Source organism: [Zimmermannella] faecalis ATCC 13722, from assembly GCF_000381765.1.
Taxonomy (GTDB): Bacteria; Actinomycetota; Actinomycetes; order Actinomycetales; family Microbacteriaceae; genus Gulosibacter; species Gulosibacter faecalis.
Window position 1 is genome coordinate 109,895 of sequence record NZ_KB907081.1, and the last position, 18,506, is coordinate 128,400.

Sequence of the window (18,506 nt, forward strand, 5' to 3'; positions counted from 1 at the left end):
CCGGCCGGTCAGCCGAACAGCGGCTTCAGCAGAATGACCGCCGCGAACACGACGAGGGCGATCGCGCAGATGCGGTCGATCCACGCGACGACGATCGGCCGCTGCAGCTGCTTCGCGAACGTGCGGGCGCCGAGGGCGATGATGCCGAAGTAGAGCATGCTGAGCAGCGCGTGGATGCCCGCGAGCACGGCACCGAGCAGGTACGACGGCACGCCGTCGACGTGGAAGCTCGGCATGACGGCGAGGTAGAACACGCCGATCTTCGGGTTGAGGAGGTTCGTGATGAGGCCGGTCCAGAACCCCGTGCGCTTGCTTGGCGGCGGCGCATCCGCCTCGACGTCGCGCCGCCCGCGCGGCCACGCCTGCCACGCGAGGAACAGCAGGTACGCGGCACCGGCGATCTCGATCGCGCGCTGCGCCCAGGGGAAAAGCTGCAGCAGCGCGACGGCGCCGCTCGCGGCCGCGACGCCCCAGACGAGCACGCCGAGTGCGACTCCGGCGCCGGTGAGTAGCGCGTTGCGCGCCCCGAACCGCGTCGCGGCCCGCAGCACGAGCGTGAAGTCGGCCCCGGGCGTGATCGTGAGCAGCGCCGCGAGCGGGGTGAACGCAAGCAGGGCGCCGAGGAACGTCACAGCTGCACCACCTCGGTGACGCGCACGACGGCCTCGCCGGCCTCGGCGGATGCGCTGAGGTCGACCTCGGCGCGAATGCGCCAGTCGTGGTGGTGCTCGGGGTCGTCGAGGGTCTGCTCGACGAGCCAGAGCCCGTCGGCCTCGCGCGACGTGTCAATGCGGCACAGCTGCGGCGCGCGCGCCGCCGCGTCGATGCCGAGGTCGTCGTATTCGTCGTAGTAGTCGTCGAGCACACCCGGCCAGTCGACGGCCGGGTCGAGCGCCTCGAGCTCGTCATCGCGCTCGAGCGCGGCGAGCAGCACGCGGCGCCAGAGCTCGTTGCGCACGAGCACGGTAAACGCGCGACGGTTCGCGACGACGCTCGGGGGCGCGGGCGGGAGCACCGGCTCGCCGTCGTCGTCGACGGGCGCGACGAGCTCGGCCCACTCGTCGACGAGGCTCGAGTCGACCTGCCGAATAAGCTCCCCGAGCCACTCGACGATCGAGTCGAGCTCGTCGGTCACGCGGTCGGCCGGCACCGAGTGCTGCAGCGCGCGATACGCGTCGCTGAGGTAGCGCAGCACGACGCCTTCGGCGCGCGCGAGGTCGTAGAACCCCGTGAACTCGGCGAAGCTCATCGCGCGCTCGTACATGTCGCGCACGACCGTCTTCGGCGCGACCTCGAAGTCGCGTGCCCACGGCTGCCCCTCCGCGAACTCCTCGTAACTCTGGTCTAGCAGCTCCTCGAGCGGCTTCGGCCAGGTGATCTCCTCGACTCGCTCCATCCGCTCGGCGTAGTCGACACCGTCGGCCTTCATCGCCGCGATCGCCTCGCCGCGCGCCTTCCGCTGCTGCGCGAACAGCACGGGCCGCGGGTCGTCGAGAATCGACTCCATGACGCTCACGACGTCGAGCGCGTAGCTGCCGCTGCCGACCTCGTCGGCCGCGCCCTCGGTCTCGACGGCCGGGTCGAGCAGGTCGAGCACGGCGATCGCGAACGGCGACAGCGGCTGGTTGAGCGCGAAGTTCGGCTGCAGGTCGACCGTGAGCTTCAGCTGGGGCCGCCGGGTACCGGGCACGGGATGCGCGTAGTCGGCCTCGACGATGCCCGCGTCGAGCAGGGTGCGGCCGAGCGCGAGCGCCCGCCGCGCGAGGTCGAACTGCCGCGCGCGCGACTCGTGATTGTCGAAGCAGAGGCTGCGGACGTTCGCGAACACGTCGCCGCCGCGGGCGACGATGTTGATGAGCATCGCCGAGGTCATGTGCATGTGGCTCGAGAGCTTCTCGGGCTCGGCCTCGACGAGGCGCGAGAACGTCTTCTCGGTGTAGTTCACGAAGCCCTGGGGCGGCTGGCGACGCTGCACCTTGCGCTGCTTCTTCGGGTCGCCGGCGGCCTTGGAGATTGCGTGCTCGTACTCGACGACGTGGTCGGGCGCCTGCACGACGACCGTGCCGTGGTCGTCGTAGCCGGCGCGCCCCGCGCGCCCCGCGATCTGGTGAAACTCGCGCGCCGACAGGTGACGCTGCTTCGTGCCGTCGAACTTCGTGAGCGACGTGATGAGCACCGAGCGAATCGGCACGTTGATGCCGACGCCGAGCGTGTCGGTGCCGCAGATCACGCGCAGCAGGCCGCGCTGCGCGAGCACTTCGACGAGCCGGCGATACCGCGGCAGCATGCCGGCGTGGTGCACGCCGATGCCCTGGCGCAGCCAACCCGAGAGCTTGCGGCCGAACGCCGTCGTGAACTTGAACCCGCCCATCGCCGCGCTGATCGCATCCCGCTGCTCGCGGGACGCGACGCGGATGCTCGAGAGCGCCTGGGCGCGCTCGACGGCTTCTTTCTGCGAGAAGTGCACGACGTAGATCGGGGCCTCGTGCTCGTCGAGCAGTCGCTCGACGGTCTCGTGCACCGGCGTGAGGACGTACTCGAAGCTGAGCGGCACGGGCCGTGTCGCGCCGGCGACGAGCTCGGTGGGGCGCCCCGTTCGGCGCGTGAGGTCGTCGCGCAGCGCCTCGGTGTCGCCGAGCGTCGCTGACATGAGCAGGAACTGCGCCCGGCCGAGGAGCAGCAGCGGCACCTGCCAGGCCCAGCCGCGCTGATCGTCGCCGTAGTAGTGGAACTCGTCCATCACGACCTGGTCGACGTCGGCGTCGCCGCCCTCGCGCAAGGCCTGGTTCGCGAGAATCTCGGCCGTGGCGCAGATGATTGGCGCGTCGGGGTTCACCGAGCTGTCGCCCGTGACCATGCCGACGCGCTCGGCGCCGAAGATCTCGACGAGCGCGAAGAACTTCTCGCTCACGAGCGCCTTGATCGGTGCGGTGTAGTAGCTGCGCTTGCCCTCGGCGAGCGCGATCGCGTGCGCCGCGATCGCGACGAGCGACTTGCCGGTGCCGGTCGGCGTCGCGAGCACGACGTTCGCGCCCGACACGAGGTGCACGACCGCCTCGTCTTGGGCTTCGTAGAGTTCGATGCCGCGGCCCGTCGTCCACTCGATGATCGCGTCGTACACGTGATCGGGGTCGTAGGGCGCCCCCGGGTCGGCGAGGGTGGGGATGAGCTCTGGCAACGTAGGCATTACTTCGATCATCCCACGCCGCGGTTGCCCCGCGGGCGCGCCGATCTCGACGTATCGTAGAGGTATGGAGACGACGGGCGCTGTGACGGCGCGGACGCCGCACGCGCGGTCGGCCGCGCGCCGTCGTCGCGTGTGCCTCGCGTTCGCCGCGGCCGCGTTTTCGACGCTCGTCGCGCTCGCGATGCACGTCGCCGCGGGCGGCGCGATGCCGGAGCTCCAGGGCATCCTCGTGCCGCTCGGCATCGCGACGGTGGTCGCGACCTGGCTGTCGCCGATTCGCGCGAGCTGGCTCCGCCTCGGCGGCTCGGTCGCGGTGAGCCAGCTCGGGTTCCACTCGCTCTTTACCCTCGGCGCGCCCGAGGGCGGCTTCGCGTCGGGCCACGGGCATCACGCGACGAACGCCGAGATGGCGAGCGCAATCGCCGCGCACTCGTCGCACGCGGGCGTCGACCACTCGGCACACCTCGGGATTCACGACCCGGGCATGCTCGCGGCGCACGGCCTCGCCGCCGTCGCGACGACGCTCGTGCTCCACTTCGGCGAGGCGATCCTGCGACGCCTCGCGTTCGTGCGCGACCTCATCGCCGAGTTCTTCGCGTTCGACTTCGTTTTCGTCGTCACGACGCTCGCGCCTCGGGCGCCGCGGTCGGCGGCGCTCCCCCGGCTCCCCTGGGTGCCGCACCTGTCGATCCGCGCCGCCGCGGCCGCGCTGCGACGCGGGCCGCCGGCCGCACGCGCATTCCCCACCGCCGCAGTCAACTAGTGCGCCTGGTTTCAGGCAGCCCGAATCTCGGGTAGCACTGCGGCGATCAATCGCGCCGCGCACGCTCGCGCCGGCGCACCGCAGTCGCGTGCCGCGGGGCTCTCCCGCGCGCCGCAACCGAGATTTCAGGAGACACGTTCATGACCGCTACGACCAAGACCACCAACACCGGCATCACCACGCGCCGCCTCGTCGGCGCGCTCGCCGCATCCCTCACCCTCACCGTCGGCCTCGTCGGCTGCGCGGCCGCCGAGCCCGCCTCGGCGCCGAGCGGCAGCACGCAGGCGGCCGAGGGCCACGGCGGTTCCGACCACTCGCACACCCTCACGGTGATCGACCCGTGGGTGAAGGCGACCGACGGCGACATGACCGCAGTGTTCGCGACCTTCGAGAACCCGAACTCGCACGCCGTCACGGTCGTGTCGGCGACCGTCGAGGGCGCCGAGATGACCGAGCTCCACGAGACGATCGTGCAGTCCGACGGTTCGAGCGTCATGCAGCCGATCGACGGGGGCTTCACGATCGAGACGGGTGAGCAGCTCGTGCTCGAGCCGGGCGGCAACCACATCATGCCGATGGGCCTCGAGTCGGCCATCGAGCCGGGCGACGAGGTCGCCGTGACGCTCACGCTCGACGACGGCAGCGAGGTCGAGTTCGCCGCCATCGCGAAGGAGTACACGGGCGCCGAGGAGACCTACGCGCCCGACACCGAGCACGGAGCGCACGACGAGGGCGACGAATCGGAGCACGAGGGGCACTAATGGCCGAGCAGCTTCGCGGGCCGCGGCGTCGCGACGTACTCGTCGGCGCCGCGGCCCTCGGGGTCGGCGCCGCGGCGGGCGTTGCGGGCGCCCGGTTCGCCGACCGCGCCGCCGAATCCCAGACATCCGAGTCCCAGGCCATCGCGCTCGGCGACCAGCGACGCCCGGTGCCCACGGATCAGCAGGCGGAGGGCCAGCAGCCGCTGCAGGCGGGGGTCGGCATCGAGTCGGCCCACGCCGTGTTCATCGCGCTCGACCTCGCCGAGGGCACGAGCCGCGACCGCGTCGCGAGCCTGCTGCGCATCCTCACCGACGACGCGACCCGGCTGCAGCGCGGCCAGGCGCCAATCGGTGACCAGGAGCCCGAGCTCGCCGAGCGCCCCGCGAACCTCGCGGTGACGTTCGGCTTCGGGCCGCGGCTCGTCGAGCTCGTCAACCCCGCCGCCCGGCCCGACTGGCTCGCCCAGCTGCCGGCGTTCTCGATCGACGCGCTCGAACCGCACTGGAGCGAGGGCGACCTGCTCCTGCTCGTGACGGGCGACGATCCGCTCGCCGTCGCGCACGCGCAGCGCATGCTGCTCAAGGATGCGCGGGCGTCGACGACGATCCGGTGGCAGCAGCAGGGCTTCCGCAACGCGTACGGGGTCGTCGACCCCACGACGACGCAGCGCAACCTGTTCGGGCAGCTCGACGGCTCGTCGAACCCGCGCCCCGGCACCGAGGAGTTCGATCGCATCGTGCGCACGAGCGACGCGGGGTGGATGCACGGCGGCACGACCCTCGTGCTGCGCCGCATCGAGATGAACCTCGAGACGTGGGACGAGGTCGATCGCCCCGGCCGCGAGGCCTCGGTCGGGCGGCGCCTCGACACGGGCGCGCCGCTCACCGGCACGCAGGAACACGACGAGCCCGACTTCGAGGCGACCACCCCGCAGGGGTTCACCGTCATCAACGCGTCGAGCCACATGCGGCGGGCCCGCCCCGACGACCCGACCCAGCGCATCTTCCGCCAGACCTACAACTACGACATCCCCGTCTCGCCGGCGGCGGGCGAGGATGCCGTGGGCGGCACTGGCGCAAAGGTGTCGGACTCGGGGCTCCTGTTCGCGTCGTTCCAGGCGAACCCCACGCTGCAGTTCGTGCCGATTCAGGAGCGCCTCGCCGAGGCCGACCTGCTCAACACATGGACGACGCCGATCGGGTCGGCCGTGTTCGCGATTCCCCCGGCCGCGGCCGAGGGCGAGTTCGTCGGGCAGGCGCTGTGGGGCTCGTCGCAGTAGGTGCGACGCAATGTGACGACGCGATGGTTGCGTGCTCCCACGGGTCATGCGTAGTGTTTCGGCCAGCAACATGCTCCGGGGTCGGTGAAAGTCCGAGCCGGCGGTGATAGCCCGCGACCGCAGCCTGTGCCCGACCCCGAGTCGAGTACGAGCCGCGCTGATCTGGTGGAATTCCAGAGCCGACAGTCAAAGTCTGGATGGGAGGCGCATGGCTGCCGTGGCGACGCGGCAGCACAGTGGTATTCGTCGATGACGGCGTGTCCTTTTCCTCCCGGTGCATTCGCGCACCGGAAGGACACCACCGCACATGCACCTCACGCCCACCCAGGCGATGCGCCGCGCGCTCGAGCTCGCCAAGCGCGGCCCAGAGCGCGGGCCGAACCCGCGTGTCGGCTGCGTACTGCTCGCCCCCGGCGGTGACGAGCCGCGCGCGGTGCTCGGCGAGGGCTGGCACCGCGGGGCGGGCACGGCGCACGCCGAGGCCGCGGCGCTCGCGGATGCGCGGGTCCGCGGCGTCGACGCCCGCGGCGGCACCGCCGTCGTCACGCTCGAGCCGTGCGCCCACACGGGCCGCACGGGACCGTGCGTCGACGCGCTGCTCGACGCGGGCATCGGCGAGGTCGTGTACGCCGTCGACGACCCGAACCCCGCAGCGGCGGGCGGCGCCGAGCGCCTGCGCGCCGCCGGCGTCACGGTGCGCGCGGGGCTCGAGGCAGCGGCCGCGGGCGAGCTCATTCGGGTCTGGGCAACGCCCGCCCGGCTCGGCCGCCCCTTCGTCACCCTGAAGCTCGCGCTGACGCTCGACGGCCGCATCGCCGCCGTCGACGGCACGAGCAAGTGGATCACCTCCCCCGCCGCGCGTGCCCACGCGCACGGCGTTCGCGGCCGGGTCGACGCGATCGCCGTCGGCACCGGCACCGCGCTCGCCGACGACCCCGCGCTCACCGCCCGTACGCCCGAGGGCGAGTTGCTGCCCGAACAGCCGCTGCGGGTCGTGCTCGGCACCCGCGACCTGCCCGCGCAGGCTCGGCTGCGCGACGACCGCGCGCCGTTCCTGCACCTACGTACCCACGACGTCACCGCCGCGCTTGCCGAGCTCGCCGACCGGCACATCCACCACTTGCTCGTTGAGGGCGGCGCGACCGTCGCCGCCGCGTTCTTGCGCGCCGACGTCGTCGACGAACTCCACGTCTACCTCGCGCCGCTGCTGCTCGGCGAGGGCACGGCCGCCGTCGCACCCTTCGGCGTCGGCACGCTCGCCGACGCCCGCCGCTGGCGCTTCGACGCCCCCGAGCGGCTCGGCCCCGATCTCTTCCTGCGCGCTCGCCGCGCGACCAAGCCCGCCTCAACGCCCGACCCAGCCCCAGCCCTAGTCCCAGCCCCAGAAGGAGCCTGAAATGTTTACCGGACTCATCGAAGCGCGCGGCGAAGTGCTGCGCCTCGACCACGAGCCGGGGCAACCGGATGCTCGCCTCGAGATCCTCGCCCCTCGCGTCACCGACGACGCCGCGCCCGGCGATTCGATCGCCGTCAACGGCGTCTGCCTCACCGTGGTCACTGTCACCGACGGCGGCTTCACCGCCGACGTCCTGCCCGAAACCCTGCGGCGCACCTCACTCGGCGAGCTCGCGCCCGGCTCGCCGGTCAACCTCGAGCGCGCGCTCGCCGCCTCCGCCCGCCTTGGCGGGCACATCGTGCAGGGCCACGTCGACGGGGTCGCCACCCTCGCCTCCCGCACCGCGGGCGAGCGCTGGGACGACCTCGTGTTCGAGGCGCCCCGCGAGCTGCTGCGGTACGTCGCCGAGAAGGGCTCGGTTGCGGTCGACGGCATCTCGCTCACCGTCACCGGCGTAACCGCGCGCGGCTTCGGCGTCTCGATCATTCCGACGACGTCGCGCGAAACCACGCTCGGGGCGCTCGAGGTCGGCGCCCGCGTGAACCTCGAGGTCGACGTGCTCGCGAAGTACGTCGAGCGGATGCTGCAGTGGCGCGAGGAGGAGGCACGATGAGCACGACCGACTCCGCTGCGCTCGAGGTGGCCCTCAACACGACCATCGCCCGGGCCCTCGACGCGCTGCGCGACGGCCGCCCCGTGCTCGTCGCCGACGCGGCCGACCGCGAGAACGAGGTCGACGCGATCTTCGCGGCCGACCGCGCGAGCGCCAAGTGGGTCGCGTGGATCGTGCGGCACTCCTCGGGGTACCTCTGCGCGCCCCTGCCCGCGGCGCGCGCCGACGAACTCGAGCTCCCCCTCATGGTCGCGCAGACCCAGGACTCGCTGCGCACCGCCTACGCGGTCTCGGTCGATGCGGCCGTCGGCGTCACGACTGGTATCTCGGCCGCCGATCGCGCGACGACGCTCCGCGCCCTCGCGAACCCTAACGCGCATCCGAGCGACCTCATCCGCCCCGGCCACGTGCTGCCGCTGCGCGCCGTGCCGGGCGGTGTGCTCGCCCGCGCCGGCCACACCGAGGCCGCCGTCGATCTCGTGCGGCTCGCCGACACCGGCGAGGTGGGCGCGATCGCCGAGCTCGTGCACGACACGGGCGAGGTCATGCGGTACCCCGAGGCCGCCGCACTCGCCGAGCGCGAGGGCCTCGAACTCCTCACCATCACCGAGCTGCGCGAGTACCGCCTCGCAACAGAAAGGACCCGAGTATGAGCAAAGAAGGCACCCCAGAGATCGCCACGAGTGGCGTCGGCCTGCGCGTCGTCGTCATCGTCGCGAGCTGGCATCGCGAACTCACCGATGCCCTGCTCGCCGGCAGCGAGCGCGCCCTCGCGGCCGCCGAGGTCGCCAGCGTCGAGATCGTGCGCGTGCCCGGCACATTCGAGCTCTCGGTCGCGGCGGCCCGCGTCGCGCGCTCGCGTAGCGCACCCGACGCGATCGTCGCGCTCGGCGTCGTCGTGCGCGGCGGCACCCCGCACTTCGAGTACGTCTGCCAGGCGGCGACGGATGGACTGAATCGCGTCGCACTCGAGACCGGAATTCCCGTCGGCTTCGGGGTGCTCACGTGCGACACCGTCGAGCAGGCGCGCGACCGCGCGGGCCTGCCCGGCTCGTCGGAAGACAAGGGCGCTGAGGCGGCCGAGGCCGCGATCGCGACGGTCGTGGCCCTCGAGAAGTACAGGAAATAGTTACCGCCCGGCCACGTCGGCGTTCACGTTCGACCGTAACGTTCCGCCCATGGGCAACGGGACGCGCGACCAGGCTTGGCAGGACGAACTCATTCGGCTCGGCGGCAGCATCCATCAAGACCACGAGCCGAGGCTGAGCGAGGACGAGGCCGCCGCCCAGCAGGCGGGCATCGAGCGCTACTACGAGCTACTCGACGCGTTCCGCTCCGGGGAACACCTCGATGAGCAGGCGGTCACCGCGATCCTCTGGTCGCTGCACCCGATTCAGGACTACGGCATCTACGAGGCCGCCTACGGCGTGCTCTCGGTGGCCGACGGCCGAACGCTCGGCGTCGCGACCGCCCGCGTGCTGCCCGCGTGGCTCCGCGCCAGGGGTACGCACTCGAGCATCGAGGCGGCCGCGGGCATGGCGGCGAGCGACGACGACGCGAGCGAGGCGTTCCTCGCCGTCGCTCGGGAGTGGACCGGCCCCGATCTCGACCTCGTGCGTGCGACCGTCGACGAGTGGGTACTCGACGACGAAGACTGGGTGCCGATCGCCGAGGCGCTCGGCAAGGTCGGCTCGTAGCGGAGTGGGGCTGCCGCGGCGGCGCGCCGACTGGTAGCGTCGCGGTGAACGCGCGAGCAGGATTCGTGCGCAAACCGAGATGGGCCAGGATGCGTCGAACGAGCGTGTGGATTGCCGGTGTCGCGGTCGTTGCCGCGGGGCTGCTCGCGGGTGTCATCGTCGCCGCGCCCGCGCCGTCGGTCGGTGACCACGAGCTGCTCACCGCGGCCGCCTTCCCGTCGACGCCCCCGGCCGCGGAGCCCGGCCACACGATCACGCTGCGCATCGACCCCGACCGCCTCTTCGAGCCGCGCGGGCTGCTCGCGTAGCGCTCGCGCATCCGCCTCGGGCTCGAGATGCCTCGTGCGAAGCGGGGCGTGACTACAGCGCGAAGAACATCTCGTCGTAGAGCGCCTCGACGTGGGCGCGCGCCTCGTCGGCCGCGGCCGCGCGGTCGCCCGCCGCGATCGCGTCGACGATGCGACGGTGCGAGTCGTTCGAGCCGTGCAGGTGCTCAATCGGATACGGAATGAAGTACGCGTAGAGGGCCTCAAGGCTCGCGAAATAGCTCTCGAGGTGCGCGACGCCCGAGGCCTCGGCCACCGCGCGGTGAAACTCCCGGTCGGCGGCGTGGAACTCGGCCCAGTCGTCGGCCGCCTCGCCCGCGCGCACGGCGGCGCGCATCCGCTCGAGGTCGGCGTCGCTCGCGGCCGCCGCGGCAAACCCCGCGAGCGCTGACTCGAGCAGCACGCGCGTGTCGACGAGCTGGCGCGCGGTCGCCCCCGCTGCGGTGAGCGCGTCGACTGCGTCGTCCTGCGGAATCACCGGCGCATCGGCAACGAACGTGCCGCCGCCGGCGCCGCGCCGGCGCACGAGGGCGCCGTCGCGCACGAGCGACTCGAGGGCGCGGCGCGTCGTGATCTCGCTCGCGTCGAGACCAGCGGCGACGACGTGCACGCTGCGGATGCGGTCGCCGGGGCGCAGCGTGCCGAGGCGCAGGGCCACGATGATGCGGGCGCGCACCGATTCGAGCGCCGTCACGGGCCGCAGGCTCGCGACGGCGTCGGCGGGCTCGTGCGACGCGGTCATGCCCCAAGGGTAACGAGCCGCGATCGTTGCGCGTCGGGGCGAGGAGGGTGCATACTTTTCCTGAACTGATCATTTTGATCAATTACCGACGTCCACCCCGAAGAAGCGAGGGACCGTGCACTCCGACCACGCGCCGAATCCGGCCGCGCCGACTTCCTCCCCGGGGCCCCGCACACTTCGGGTCGCCGCCGTGCAGGCGTCGCCGCTGCCGATCGGCGGCGACCTCGAAGCTTTCCGCCGCGACGTCGCCCGCGTCGTCGCCGAGCACTCGCCCGACCTCATCGTGTATCCCGAGCTCCACCTGTTCGGCGCCGACGACCCCGACCTCGAGGTACAGAACGGCCGCCTGCGCGCGGGCGCCGTCGACCTCGACGAATACGCGCCCCGGCTCGGCGCGATCGCTCGCGAGCACGGTGTGTGGCTGTTGCCCGGCTCGGTCGTCGAGCGCAGCGAGGCCGAGCCGGGCAACCACCATGACCCCTACAACACGGCCCCCCTCTTCTCCCCCGCTGGCGAGCTGCGCGCGCAGTATCGCAAGGTGTTCCCGTGGCGCCCGACCGAGCCGTACGCGCCGGGCGACCACTTCGTCGTCGCCGACCTCGACGGCCTCGCCCGCGTCGGCATCTCGATCTGCTTCGACGCCTGGTGGCCCGAGGTCACTCGCCACCTCGCGTGGCTCGGCGCTGAGGTCGTGCTCAACGTCGTGAAGACGACGACGCCCGACCGGGCGCAGGAGGTCGTGCTCGCCCAGGCGAACGCGATCGTGAACCAGAACTTCACCGTGAGTGTGAATACCGCGGGCCCCATCGGCCGCGGCCGGAGCATCGTCACCGACCCCGAGGGCGTGCCGCTCGCGAGCGCCGATGAGGCGCCCACCACGCTCGTCGTCGACCTCGACCTGGATGCGGTCGCGCGAGTTCGCCGCGACGGCACTGCCGGCTCGGTCGTGCCGTGGCAGCAGTTCCAGCCCGGCGACGCGCGCATCCCGCTGCCGCTCTACGACGGCGACCTCGACCCGGCGCGCTGGCACCCAGGCCAGCCGCTGCAATAGCCACTCCTGCCCCAGGCACCTGCCCAGAACGGAACTTCAATGACGAATCCCACCACCGCCACCGCATCCGCGGGCCTGAGCCGCACGCTCGGGCTGCGCTCGCTCGTACTGTTCGGGCTCGCGTACCTCACGCCGATGATCGTGCTCGGCATCTTCGGCGTCATCGCGAGCGCGAGCGAGGGCGCGAGTGCGAGCGCCTACCTCATCGCGCTCGTCGCGATGCTGTTTACCGCCGCGAGCTACGGCCGCCTCGCGGCGCGATTCCCAGTGGCGGGCTCGGCCTACACGTACGTCGGCCGGTCGATCGACGGCCGCGCGGGGTTCCTCGTCGGCTGGGCCGTGCTGCTCGACTACCTCTTCTTGCCGATGGTGATCTGGCTCATCGGCGCCTCGTACCTCACCGCGGCGGTGCCCGGCGTGCCGAGCTGGGTGTGGATTGTCGGGTTCATGGTCATCACGACCGTGCTGAACATCGTCGGCATTAAGGTCGCCGACCGAGTGAACTTCGTGCTCATGGCATTCCAGTTCCTCGTGATCGCCCTCTTCGTCGGGCTCACGATCGCGAGCGTCGTCGGCGAATCGGGCGGCGCGGCCCTGATCAGCGCCTCGCCGTTCACCGGCGAGGGCGCCGAGTTCTCGCACGTGATCGGGGCCGCCGCGGTCGCCGCCTACTCGTTCCTCGGCTTCGACGCCGTCACGACCCTCACCGAAGAGACGAAGGAGCCGGCGAAGGTCATGCCGCGCGCGATTCTGCTCATCGCCCTCATCGGCGGCGGCATCTTCATCGTCGTGACCTACTTCACGCAGCTCGTGCACCCCGGCGGCAACTTCGCCGACGAGTCGTCGGCCGCGTTCGAGATCGCCCAGACGATCGGCGGCAACGTCTTCAGCGCCGTGTTCGTCGCAGGGCTCATCATCGCGCAGTTCACCTCGGGCCTCGCGGCGCAGGCGTCGGGCTCGCGGCTGCTCTACGCGATGGGGCGCGACGGCGTGCTGCCGCGACGCATCTTCGCGATCGTGCACCGCGGCTTCCACACGCCCTGGGGCGCGATCGTCGTCGTCGGTGTCGTCGGGCTCATCGCCCTGTTCCTCGACGTCGCGACCTCGACCTCGTTCGTGAACTTCGGCGCGTTCATCGCGTTCGCGATGGTGAACATCTCGGTGATCGTGCTCGCGGTGCGCTCGCGCCGCGACGGTGCGCCCGCGAACGTGCTGCTCGACTACGTTTTCCCCGCCGTCGGCGCGCTCGTCATCATCGGGCTGCTCACGCAGCTCGACAGCAACGCGCTCATCATCGGGGGTGTGTGGGTCGCGGTCGGCCTCGTCATTCTCGCGACGCTGACCGGCGGGTTCCGACGCCAGCCGCCGAGCGTCGACCCCGACGCGTTTGCCGGATAGGCGCATCCGGTCGCGCTGTCGGCCGTGCGCTGGCTGCGGGTCGGGTGCGGGTCGACGACTGGCACCGCCAGCGACAACTGGCGCTGCTATAACGGCGCCAGTTGTCGCTACGAGCGCCAGTGGCGCCGCGGGCGACACCGCTCAGATGTCGTCGTTCGCGGCGAGTCCGCCCTCGCCTTCCCAGCCCTCGATGCGCTGGGTGCTGGTGACACCGAAGCGACGCCGCACACCGTATCCGCCCACCGCGTCGTCGAAGATGAAGTCAACGCCGTAGTCTTCGAGCGCGCGGCGCAGCGCCCGGTTCTCGTCGTCGGTGATCGTCGCCTCGAACACCTCGAATCGGCGAATCTGCTCGACCGTGAGGCCCGTCGCCTCGCCGAGGGTGTCGCGCGAGATCTGTGCGAGCGCGCGACCCGCGCGCGCCTGGTCGGGAGGAAGAAGGGTCATTTCGGCTCCTTACGCGACGACTGCGCAGAGGTCGGTGCGCAGCGAATTGGGATCAGAGTGGGGGCTGGGCGTGACGTGATACGTCTCCCAGTATGGCTTGCGCGGCTCGCGGCCGGCAGCCCGCAGCCCGGCGAGGAACTCCTGCCAGACATCGGCGAGCTCCGAGTAGGGGCCGACGTGCGTGATGCGCGCGATCTCGCCGCCGGGCAGCTCGCCCGGCTCGATCGTGAGCCCGCCGATCTCGATCGGTGTCGTGAGTTCGGCGAGCAGCGGTATGCCGCCCTCGAGCCGCACGTCGCCGACGAGTTCGCTGTCGTAACGGCTGAACTGCGGCCCGTCGGGCGCGATCGCGGCGGCGTCGACCGCCGCCCGCAGCACCGTGAACGCGTTGTCGAGAAACGGGATCATCTCGCCCACAGGCACCCCGTCACCGCGCACCACGGCGGTGTGCTGCATCCGCATGTGCACGAACTCCGGCGTGCGAGTTGCCACGTCAGTCATGGGAACGACTCCTTCGTCGAGTACCAATGCCCCGAGTCTAGGCCGCGCGGCTCAACGCCGAATCAGCGCGCGAGCCGGCCCTCGCCCTGCGCTCGAGCATTCGCCTACGCCTCCGAGAGCTCGCGCACGCGCTGCCCCACGACGGTCGAGATGCCGTCGCGGTGCATCGACACCCCGTAGAGCGCGTCGGCGATCTCCATCGTGCGCTTCTGGTGCGTAATCACGATGAGCTGACTCGACTCGCGCAGGCTCTCGAACACCTCGAGCAGGCGGCCGAGGTTCGCGTCGTCGAGGGCGGCCTCGACCTCGTCCATGATGTAGAACGGGCTCGGCCGAGCCTTGAAGATCGCGACGAGCAGCGCGACCGCCGCGAGCGAGCGCTCGCCGCCCGAGAGCAGCGAGAGCTTGTCGATCTTCTTCCCGGCCGGCTTCACCGCGACGTCGATGCCGGTCGTGAGCAGGTCGTCGGGGTTCGTAAGCGAGATATCGCCGCTGCCGCCCGGGAACAGCACCGGGAACACCTCGTGGAACGCCTCGCGGGTGTCGTCGAACGCCGCCGCGAACACCTCGCGCATGCGGGTATCGATGTCGTCGACGATGCCGAGCAGGTCGCTGCGCGTGCGCACGAGGTCGTCGAGCTGCTCCTGCAGGTACGTGTGCCGCTGCTCAAGCGCCGCGAACTCCTCGAGCGCGAGCGGATTGATGCGGCCGAGCTGCTGCATCTCGCGCTCGGCCTGGGCGAGGCGGCGCTGCTGGCGGTCGCGGTCGTAGGGCTCGGTTTCGACGTCGTCGGGCTCGACGTCCTGGTCTGCAGCATCCGGCGCCGCGGCGGTCGCGTCGTCGTCGGCCGCGTCGTCGTCCGATTCGGCGGCGGATGCGCTGGGCTTGCCCGCGCTGCCGGTCACGGCGGTGAGCGGCACGGGCTGGTCGGGACCGTACTCGGCGACGAGCACCGCCTCCGAGAGCGAGAGCTCGCTCGCCGCGCGCTCGAGCAGGTTCGAGAGCTGCATCTTGCGCTCGTAGATCTGCAGCTCGAGCGCGTGGACGTCTTCGGTGATCTGCCCGAGCCGCGCCCGCAGCTTCGCCTCCTGCTCGCGCAGCTCGACGAGCTCGCGGTCCTGTTCCTGCCGCTCGCGCTCGCGTTCGGCGAGCTCGGCGCGCGCCCGCTCGAGCGACGCCTCCACCTGCGTTTCGAGGGCGGGGATGCGCGCGTGCACGGCCGCGACCCGCTCGAGTTCGGCGCGGCGCAGGATCGCCTCGCGGGCCGCCTTCTCGGCGGCCTCCCGCTCCGACTCGCGCTGCTTCACGAGCTCGGCGGCGCGCAGCTGCTCGGCGCGCAGGCGTTCGCGCAGCGTTTCGAGCCCGAGGCGCGCCTCGACCTCGGCCTCGCGGGCGCGCTCGACCGCATCCGAGAATTCCTGTCGCTTGCTCGCGTCGAACACAGGCCGCGGCTGCGACTCGTGGGTCTCGAGCTCGCGCTTCGCGGCGTCGACGCGGGCGACGGCCTCGTCGATGTTCGTGCTCGCGAGCTCGTGCGACTTCGTGGCGCGGGCGAGCTCGGCGGTTGCTGATTCGACGCGAGCGCGGGCCCGGTTGAGGGCCTCGCGGCGGGCGGCGAGCTCGGCGTCGAAGCCGCGCAGTTCGGCGAGCGCAGCGTCGGAGCGCTGCTTCGCCGCGGTGAGCCCGGCCCGCTCATCGGCGAGGGTGAGCGAGAGGGTGTCGATCGTCGCGCGAACCTCGGCGAGCGACGCGGCCGCGCGGTCACGCTCGGCGACGAGCTCGAGGCGGCTCGCGCCCGATTCGTCGTCGGCGTCGGTGCCGGTCGCGACGAGCGAGTTCGCGTCGACCGTGGCGCCGGCGCGGCTCACGAGCCGGGCGCCGGCGGGCAGCGCGGCGAGGATGCGCGCGGTCGCGGCCGCGTCGGGCAGCTCGTCGACGATGAGGGTCGCGCCGAGCAGTTCGGCGACCGCGGGGGCGCCCGACACCGACTCGCTCGCGAGGCGCAGCGCCACTCCCGTCGTCTCGGCGAGCTCGCGCACGAGGTCGGTGAGGTCGTCGCGTCGCGCCTCGGCGACCTGCGCAACGAGGTGCACGCGGCCGTGGTCGGCGGCGAGGCGGCCGAGCTCGAACGCGGCGTCGCGGTCGGTCGCGACGATCGCGTCGGCGAATGCGCCGAGGGCTGCCGTGACCGCGCGCTCGTCGCCCGGGGCGACCTTGACGACCTCGCTCACGCGGCCCTGCACGCCGTCGGGGTCGCTCGCGAGCAGCGCCTGCGCGCCGTCGTTCACCTCGGCCGCGAGCGCGAGGGCGCGGCGGCGGGCGTCGAGGGCGTCGCGCTCGCGCTCGAGTTCGTGGAGCCGGTCGCGCAGCTCGTCGACCTTTACCTGGGCGGCCGTGACGTCGCCCTGCGCCGCCGCGTAGGCGGCGTCGAGCCCCGTCGAGTCCGCCTCGCCGGCCTCGGCCTGCGACTCGACCTCTGCGAGCTCGCGCTCCGCCTGTTCGAGGCGATCGGCAGCCGCGCGGCGCGCGTTCTCGCCGCGCAGCACCTCGCCGCGCACGGCCGCAAGACGGCCCGACGCGGCCTCGGCCTTGCCCTGCAGCTCGGTCGTGCGCAGCTCGTGCTTCGACAGCAGCGCCGACTGGGCCGCGAGCTCTCGGTCGAGCGCATCCAGCTCGGCGCGCGCCTGCGTCGTCGCCCGCTGCGCGGCGTGCCACGACGTCTCGGCCTCGGCCGATCGCTCCTCGAGGGTCTCGGCCTCGGCCCGCGCATCCGCCACCGCCTGCTGCGACACCGTGACCGTGAGGCTCGGCTCGTCGAGGCGGGCGCGGAGCATCGTCTCGCGCTGGCTCACGAGCATGAGGAAGTTCCGCAGGCGCTCCCGCACGCTCTCGAGGTCGAAGGCGACGCGGCGGGCCTGGTCGACGGCGTCGCCGCGCTGCGCCTCCTGCAGGCTCTGGATGCGCAGCACCGCGCGGTCGAGCTGTTCTTTCAGCACCATCCGCTCGGTCGAACGCTCCTGCTCGGTGCTGCCCGCGTCGCGCAGCTGGCCGCGGAGCCGCACCGCGTCGTCGGCCATGAGCCGCGCCTTCGCGTCGCGCACGACGGCGGCAATGCCCTGCGCGCGGCGGGCGACCTCGGCCTGGCGGCCGAGCGGTTTGAGCTGGCGGCGCACCTCGGTGACGAGGTCGCGCAGGCGCTGGAGGTTCGTCTCCATGCCCTCGAGCTTGCGCACCGTTTTCTCTTTGCGGCGCCGGTGCTTCAGCACGCCCGCCGCCTCTTCGATGAAGCCGCGGCGTTCCTCCGGCGTCGCCCGCAGCACCGTGTCGAGCCGGCCCTGGCCGACGATCACGTGCATCTCGCGGCCGAGGCCCGAGTCGCTCAGCAGTTCCTGCACGTCGAGCAGGCGCACGCCCTCGCCGTTGATCGCGTACTCGCTGCCGCCCGTGCGGAACAGCGTGCGGCGAATCGTCACCTCGGTGTAGTCGATCGGGAGCGCCCCGTCGGCGTTGTCGATCGTGAGCGTGACCTCGGCGCGGCCGAGCGGCCCGCGGGTCGCGGTGCCCGCGAAGATCACGTCTTCCATCTTGCCGCCGCGCAGCGACTTCGCGCCCTGCTCACCCATGACCCAGGCGAGCGCATCCACGACGTTCGACTTGCCCGACCCGTTCGGGCCAACGACACACGTCACCCCCGGTTCGAACTCGAGGGTGGTGGGCTTCGCAAACGATTTGAAGCCCTTGAGGGTGAGGCGCTTCAGGTGCATGCGGTGCTTCCGTTCGGGGTGCTCGTGCGCCTTAGTGTAGGTGGCACGGGGCCCGTTCTAGCGCTTAGGCTCGGGGGTATGGCCAGATCCCGTCGACTTCTCGCGGTTGCGACCGTGGCAGTCGCGACGGCGCTGCTGTCGGGATGCGTCTTCGCCCCGTTCTTTTCCGACATGTTTTACGACGGCCCGACCGGCGAACCCGAGTTCATCGACCCCGACGAGTTCGGCGTCGACCCGACCGTCACGCCCACCGAGCGGTTCGGCGGCAGCGACCCGACTGGTTCCCCCTCGCCGACCGAGACCTGGCGGTAGGGCTCGGCTCGGCGGGAGCCTCAGCCGAGCGCCTCAGCCAAGCGCCGAGAACCCCTCCGGCAGCGCTCGCCGTCCGGTGAGCGCGAGCAGAACCGCCCCACCGTTGCCGTTGCTTGCGGCGAGCGACGTCGCGAGCGCGAGCGATCGGCGCGGTGAGCTCGTAGTAACGCGTCGCCGACTCGATCTCGACGTCATCGGCGGGCCACTCGGCGTGTTCAAGCACCGTCACGAACGATCGGCTCGTGTGCCCGACGAGACCGCGAAGATT

Annotated in this window: 18 protein-coding genes and 1 riboswitch; of the genes, 12 read left to right on the plus strand and 6 right to left on the minus strand. The window is 71.9% G+C overall.

Annotated features, from left to right (window positions below):
• Window positions 1-8 precede the first annotated feature (8 nt).
• Together G328_RS0110460 and G328_RS0110465 are read right to left on the minus strand one after the other, a co-directional pair.
• Window positions 9-632, minus strand: a complete 624-nt coding sequence (locus G328_RS0110460; protein WP_019619305.1) for a LysE family translocator — start codon at window positions 630-632, stop codon at window positions 9-11.
• Window positions 629-3,187 (minus strand): DEAD/DEAH box helicase, encoded by a 2,559-nt coding sequence (locus G328_RS0110465; protein WP_026339812.1) that lies wholly within the window; start codon window positions 3,185-3,187, stop codon window positions 629-631. The genes G328_RS0110460 and G328_RS0110465 overlap by 4 nt, the downstream gene beginning before the upstream one ends.
• A 64-nt stretch (window positions 3,188-3,251) precedes the next feature.
• Between G328_RS0110465 and G328_RS0110470 the strand changes: the two genes are divergently transcribed.
• From G328_RS0110470 to G328_RS0110510, 9 genes are all read left to right on the plus strand, one after another.
• Complete coding sequence (locus G328_RS0110470; RefSeq protein ID WP_019619307.1) at window positions 3,252-3,950, plus strand: hypothetical protein; 699 nt, start codon at window positions 3,252-3,254, stop codon at window positions 3,948-3,950.
• Window positions 3,951-4,090: 140 nt separating this feature from the next.
• Window positions 4,091-4,711, plus strand: a complete 621-nt coding sequence (locus G328_RS15130; protein ID WP_019619308.1) for a copper chaperone PCu(A)C — start codon at window positions 4,091-4,093, stop codon at window positions 4,709-4,711.
• The gene (locus G328_RS0110480; RefSeq protein WP_019619309.1) at window positions 4,711-5,991 is read left to right on the plus strand and encodes a Dyp-type peroxidase; all 1,281 of its coding nucleotides are present in this window, start codon (window positions 4,711-4,713) and stop codon (window positions 5,989-5,991) included. Before G328_RS15130 ends, G328_RS0110480 begins: the two co-directional genes overlap by 1 nt.
• A gap of 67 nt (window positions 5,992-6,058) precedes the next feature.
• Window positions 6,059-6,204: riboswitch (FMN riboswitch) on the plus strand.
• 94 nt (window positions 6,205-6,298) lie between these two features.
• Window positions 6,299-7,387, plus strand: coding sequence for a bifunctional diaminohydroxyphosphoribosylaminopyrimidine deaminase/5-amino-6-(5-phosphoribosylamino)uracil reductase RibD (gene ribD / locus G328_RS0110485; protein WP_019619310.1), 1,089 nt, complete (start codon window positions 6,299-6,301; stop codon window positions 7,385-7,387).
• 1 nt (window position 7,388) lies between these two features.
• Window positions 7,389-8,000: a riboflavin synthase gene (locus G328_RS0110490; protein ID WP_019619311.1), complete on the plus strand. Its 612-nt coding sequence runs from the start codon at window positions 7,389-7,391 to the stop codon at window positions 7,998-8,000.
• A complete protein-coding gene (ribB, locus tag G328_RS15135; RefSeq protein WP_019619312.1) occupies window positions 7,997-8,653 on the plus strand; it encodes a 3,4-dihydroxy-2-butanone-4-phosphate synthase in 657 nt (218 codons plus the stop codon). Before G328_RS0110490 ends, ribB begins: the two co-directional genes overlap by 4 nt.
• Complete coding sequence (gene ribH, locus G328_RS0110500) at window positions 8,650-9,129, plus strand: 6,7-dimethyl-8-ribityllumazine synthase (protein ID WP_019619313.1); 480 nt, start codon at window positions 8,650-8,652, stop codon at window positions 9,127-9,129. The genes ribB and ribH overlap by 4 nt, the downstream gene beginning before the upstream one ends.
• Before the next feature lie 49 nt (window positions 9,130-9,178).
• Window positions 9,179-9,697 (plus strand): hypothetical protein, encoded by a 519-nt coding sequence (locus tag G328_RS0110505; protein ID WP_019619314.1) that lies wholly within the window; start codon window positions 9,179-9,181, stop codon window positions 9,695-9,697.
• 89 nt (window positions 9,698-9,786) lie between these two features.
• On the plus strand, window positions 9,787-10,005 hold the full coding sequence (locus tag G328_RS0110510) for a hypothetical protein (protein ID WP_019619315.1): 219 nt from the start codon (window positions 9,787-9,789) through the stop codon (window positions 10,003-10,005).
• Window positions 10,006-10,057: 52 nt separating this feature from the next.
• On the opposite strand, the gene G328_RS0110515 is transcribed toward G328_RS0110510, so the two are convergent.
• A complete protein-coding gene (locus G328_RS0110515; RefSeq protein ID WP_019619316.1) occupies window positions 10,058-10,765 on the minus strand; it encodes a FadR/GntR family transcriptional regulator in 708 nt (235 codons plus the stop codon).
• Window positions 10,766-10,880: 115 nt separating this feature from the next.
• On the opposite strand from G328_RS0110515, the gene G328_RS0110520 reads away from it, so the two are divergent.
• Window positions 10,881-11,816 (plus strand): carbon-nitrogen hydrolase family protein, encoded by a 936-nt coding sequence (locus tag G328_RS0110520; protein WP_019619317.1) that lies wholly within the window; start codon window positions 10,881-10,883, stop codon window positions 11,814-11,816.
• Between the two features lie 39 nt (window positions 11,817-11,855).
• Window positions 11,856-13,214, plus strand: coding sequence for an APC family permease (locus G328_RS0110525; protein ID WP_019619318.1), 1,359 nt, complete (start codon window positions 11,856-11,858; stop codon window positions 13,212-13,214).
• A gap of 141 nt (window positions 13,215-13,355) precedes the next feature.
• On the opposite strand, the gene G328_RS0110530 is transcribed toward G328_RS0110525, so the two are convergent.
• From G328_RS0110530 to smc, 3 genes are all read right to left on the minus strand, one after another.
• Window positions 13,356-13,661, minus strand: coding sequence for a hypothetical protein (locus G328_RS0110530; protein WP_019619319.1), 306 nt, complete (start codon window positions 13,659-13,661; stop codon window positions 13,356-13,358).
• Window positions 13,662-13,670: 9 nt separating this feature from the next.
• On the minus strand, window positions 13,671-14,162 hold the full coding sequence (locus G328_RS15975; RefSeq protein WP_019619320.1) for a GyrI-like domain-containing protein: 492 nt from the start codon (window positions 14,160-14,162) through the stop codon (window positions 13,671-13,673).
• 104 nt (window positions 14,163-14,266) lie between these two features.
• Window positions 14,267-17,926, minus strand: a complete 3,660-nt coding sequence (smc, locus tag G328_RS0110540; protein ID WP_019619321.1) for a chromosome segregation protein SMC — start codon at window positions 17,924-17,926, stop codon at window positions 14,267-14,269.
• 78 nt (window positions 17,927-18,004) lie between these two features.
• Here smc and G328_RS0110545 point away from each other — a divergent pair, with 78 nt between their 5' ends.
• Window positions 18,005-18,238 (plus strand): hypothetical protein, encoded by a 234-nt coding sequence (locus tag G328_RS0110545; RefSeq protein WP_019619322.1) that lies wholly within the window; start codon window positions 18,005-18,007, stop codon window positions 18,236-18,238.
• Window positions 18,239-18,506: the final 268 nt, after the last annotated feature.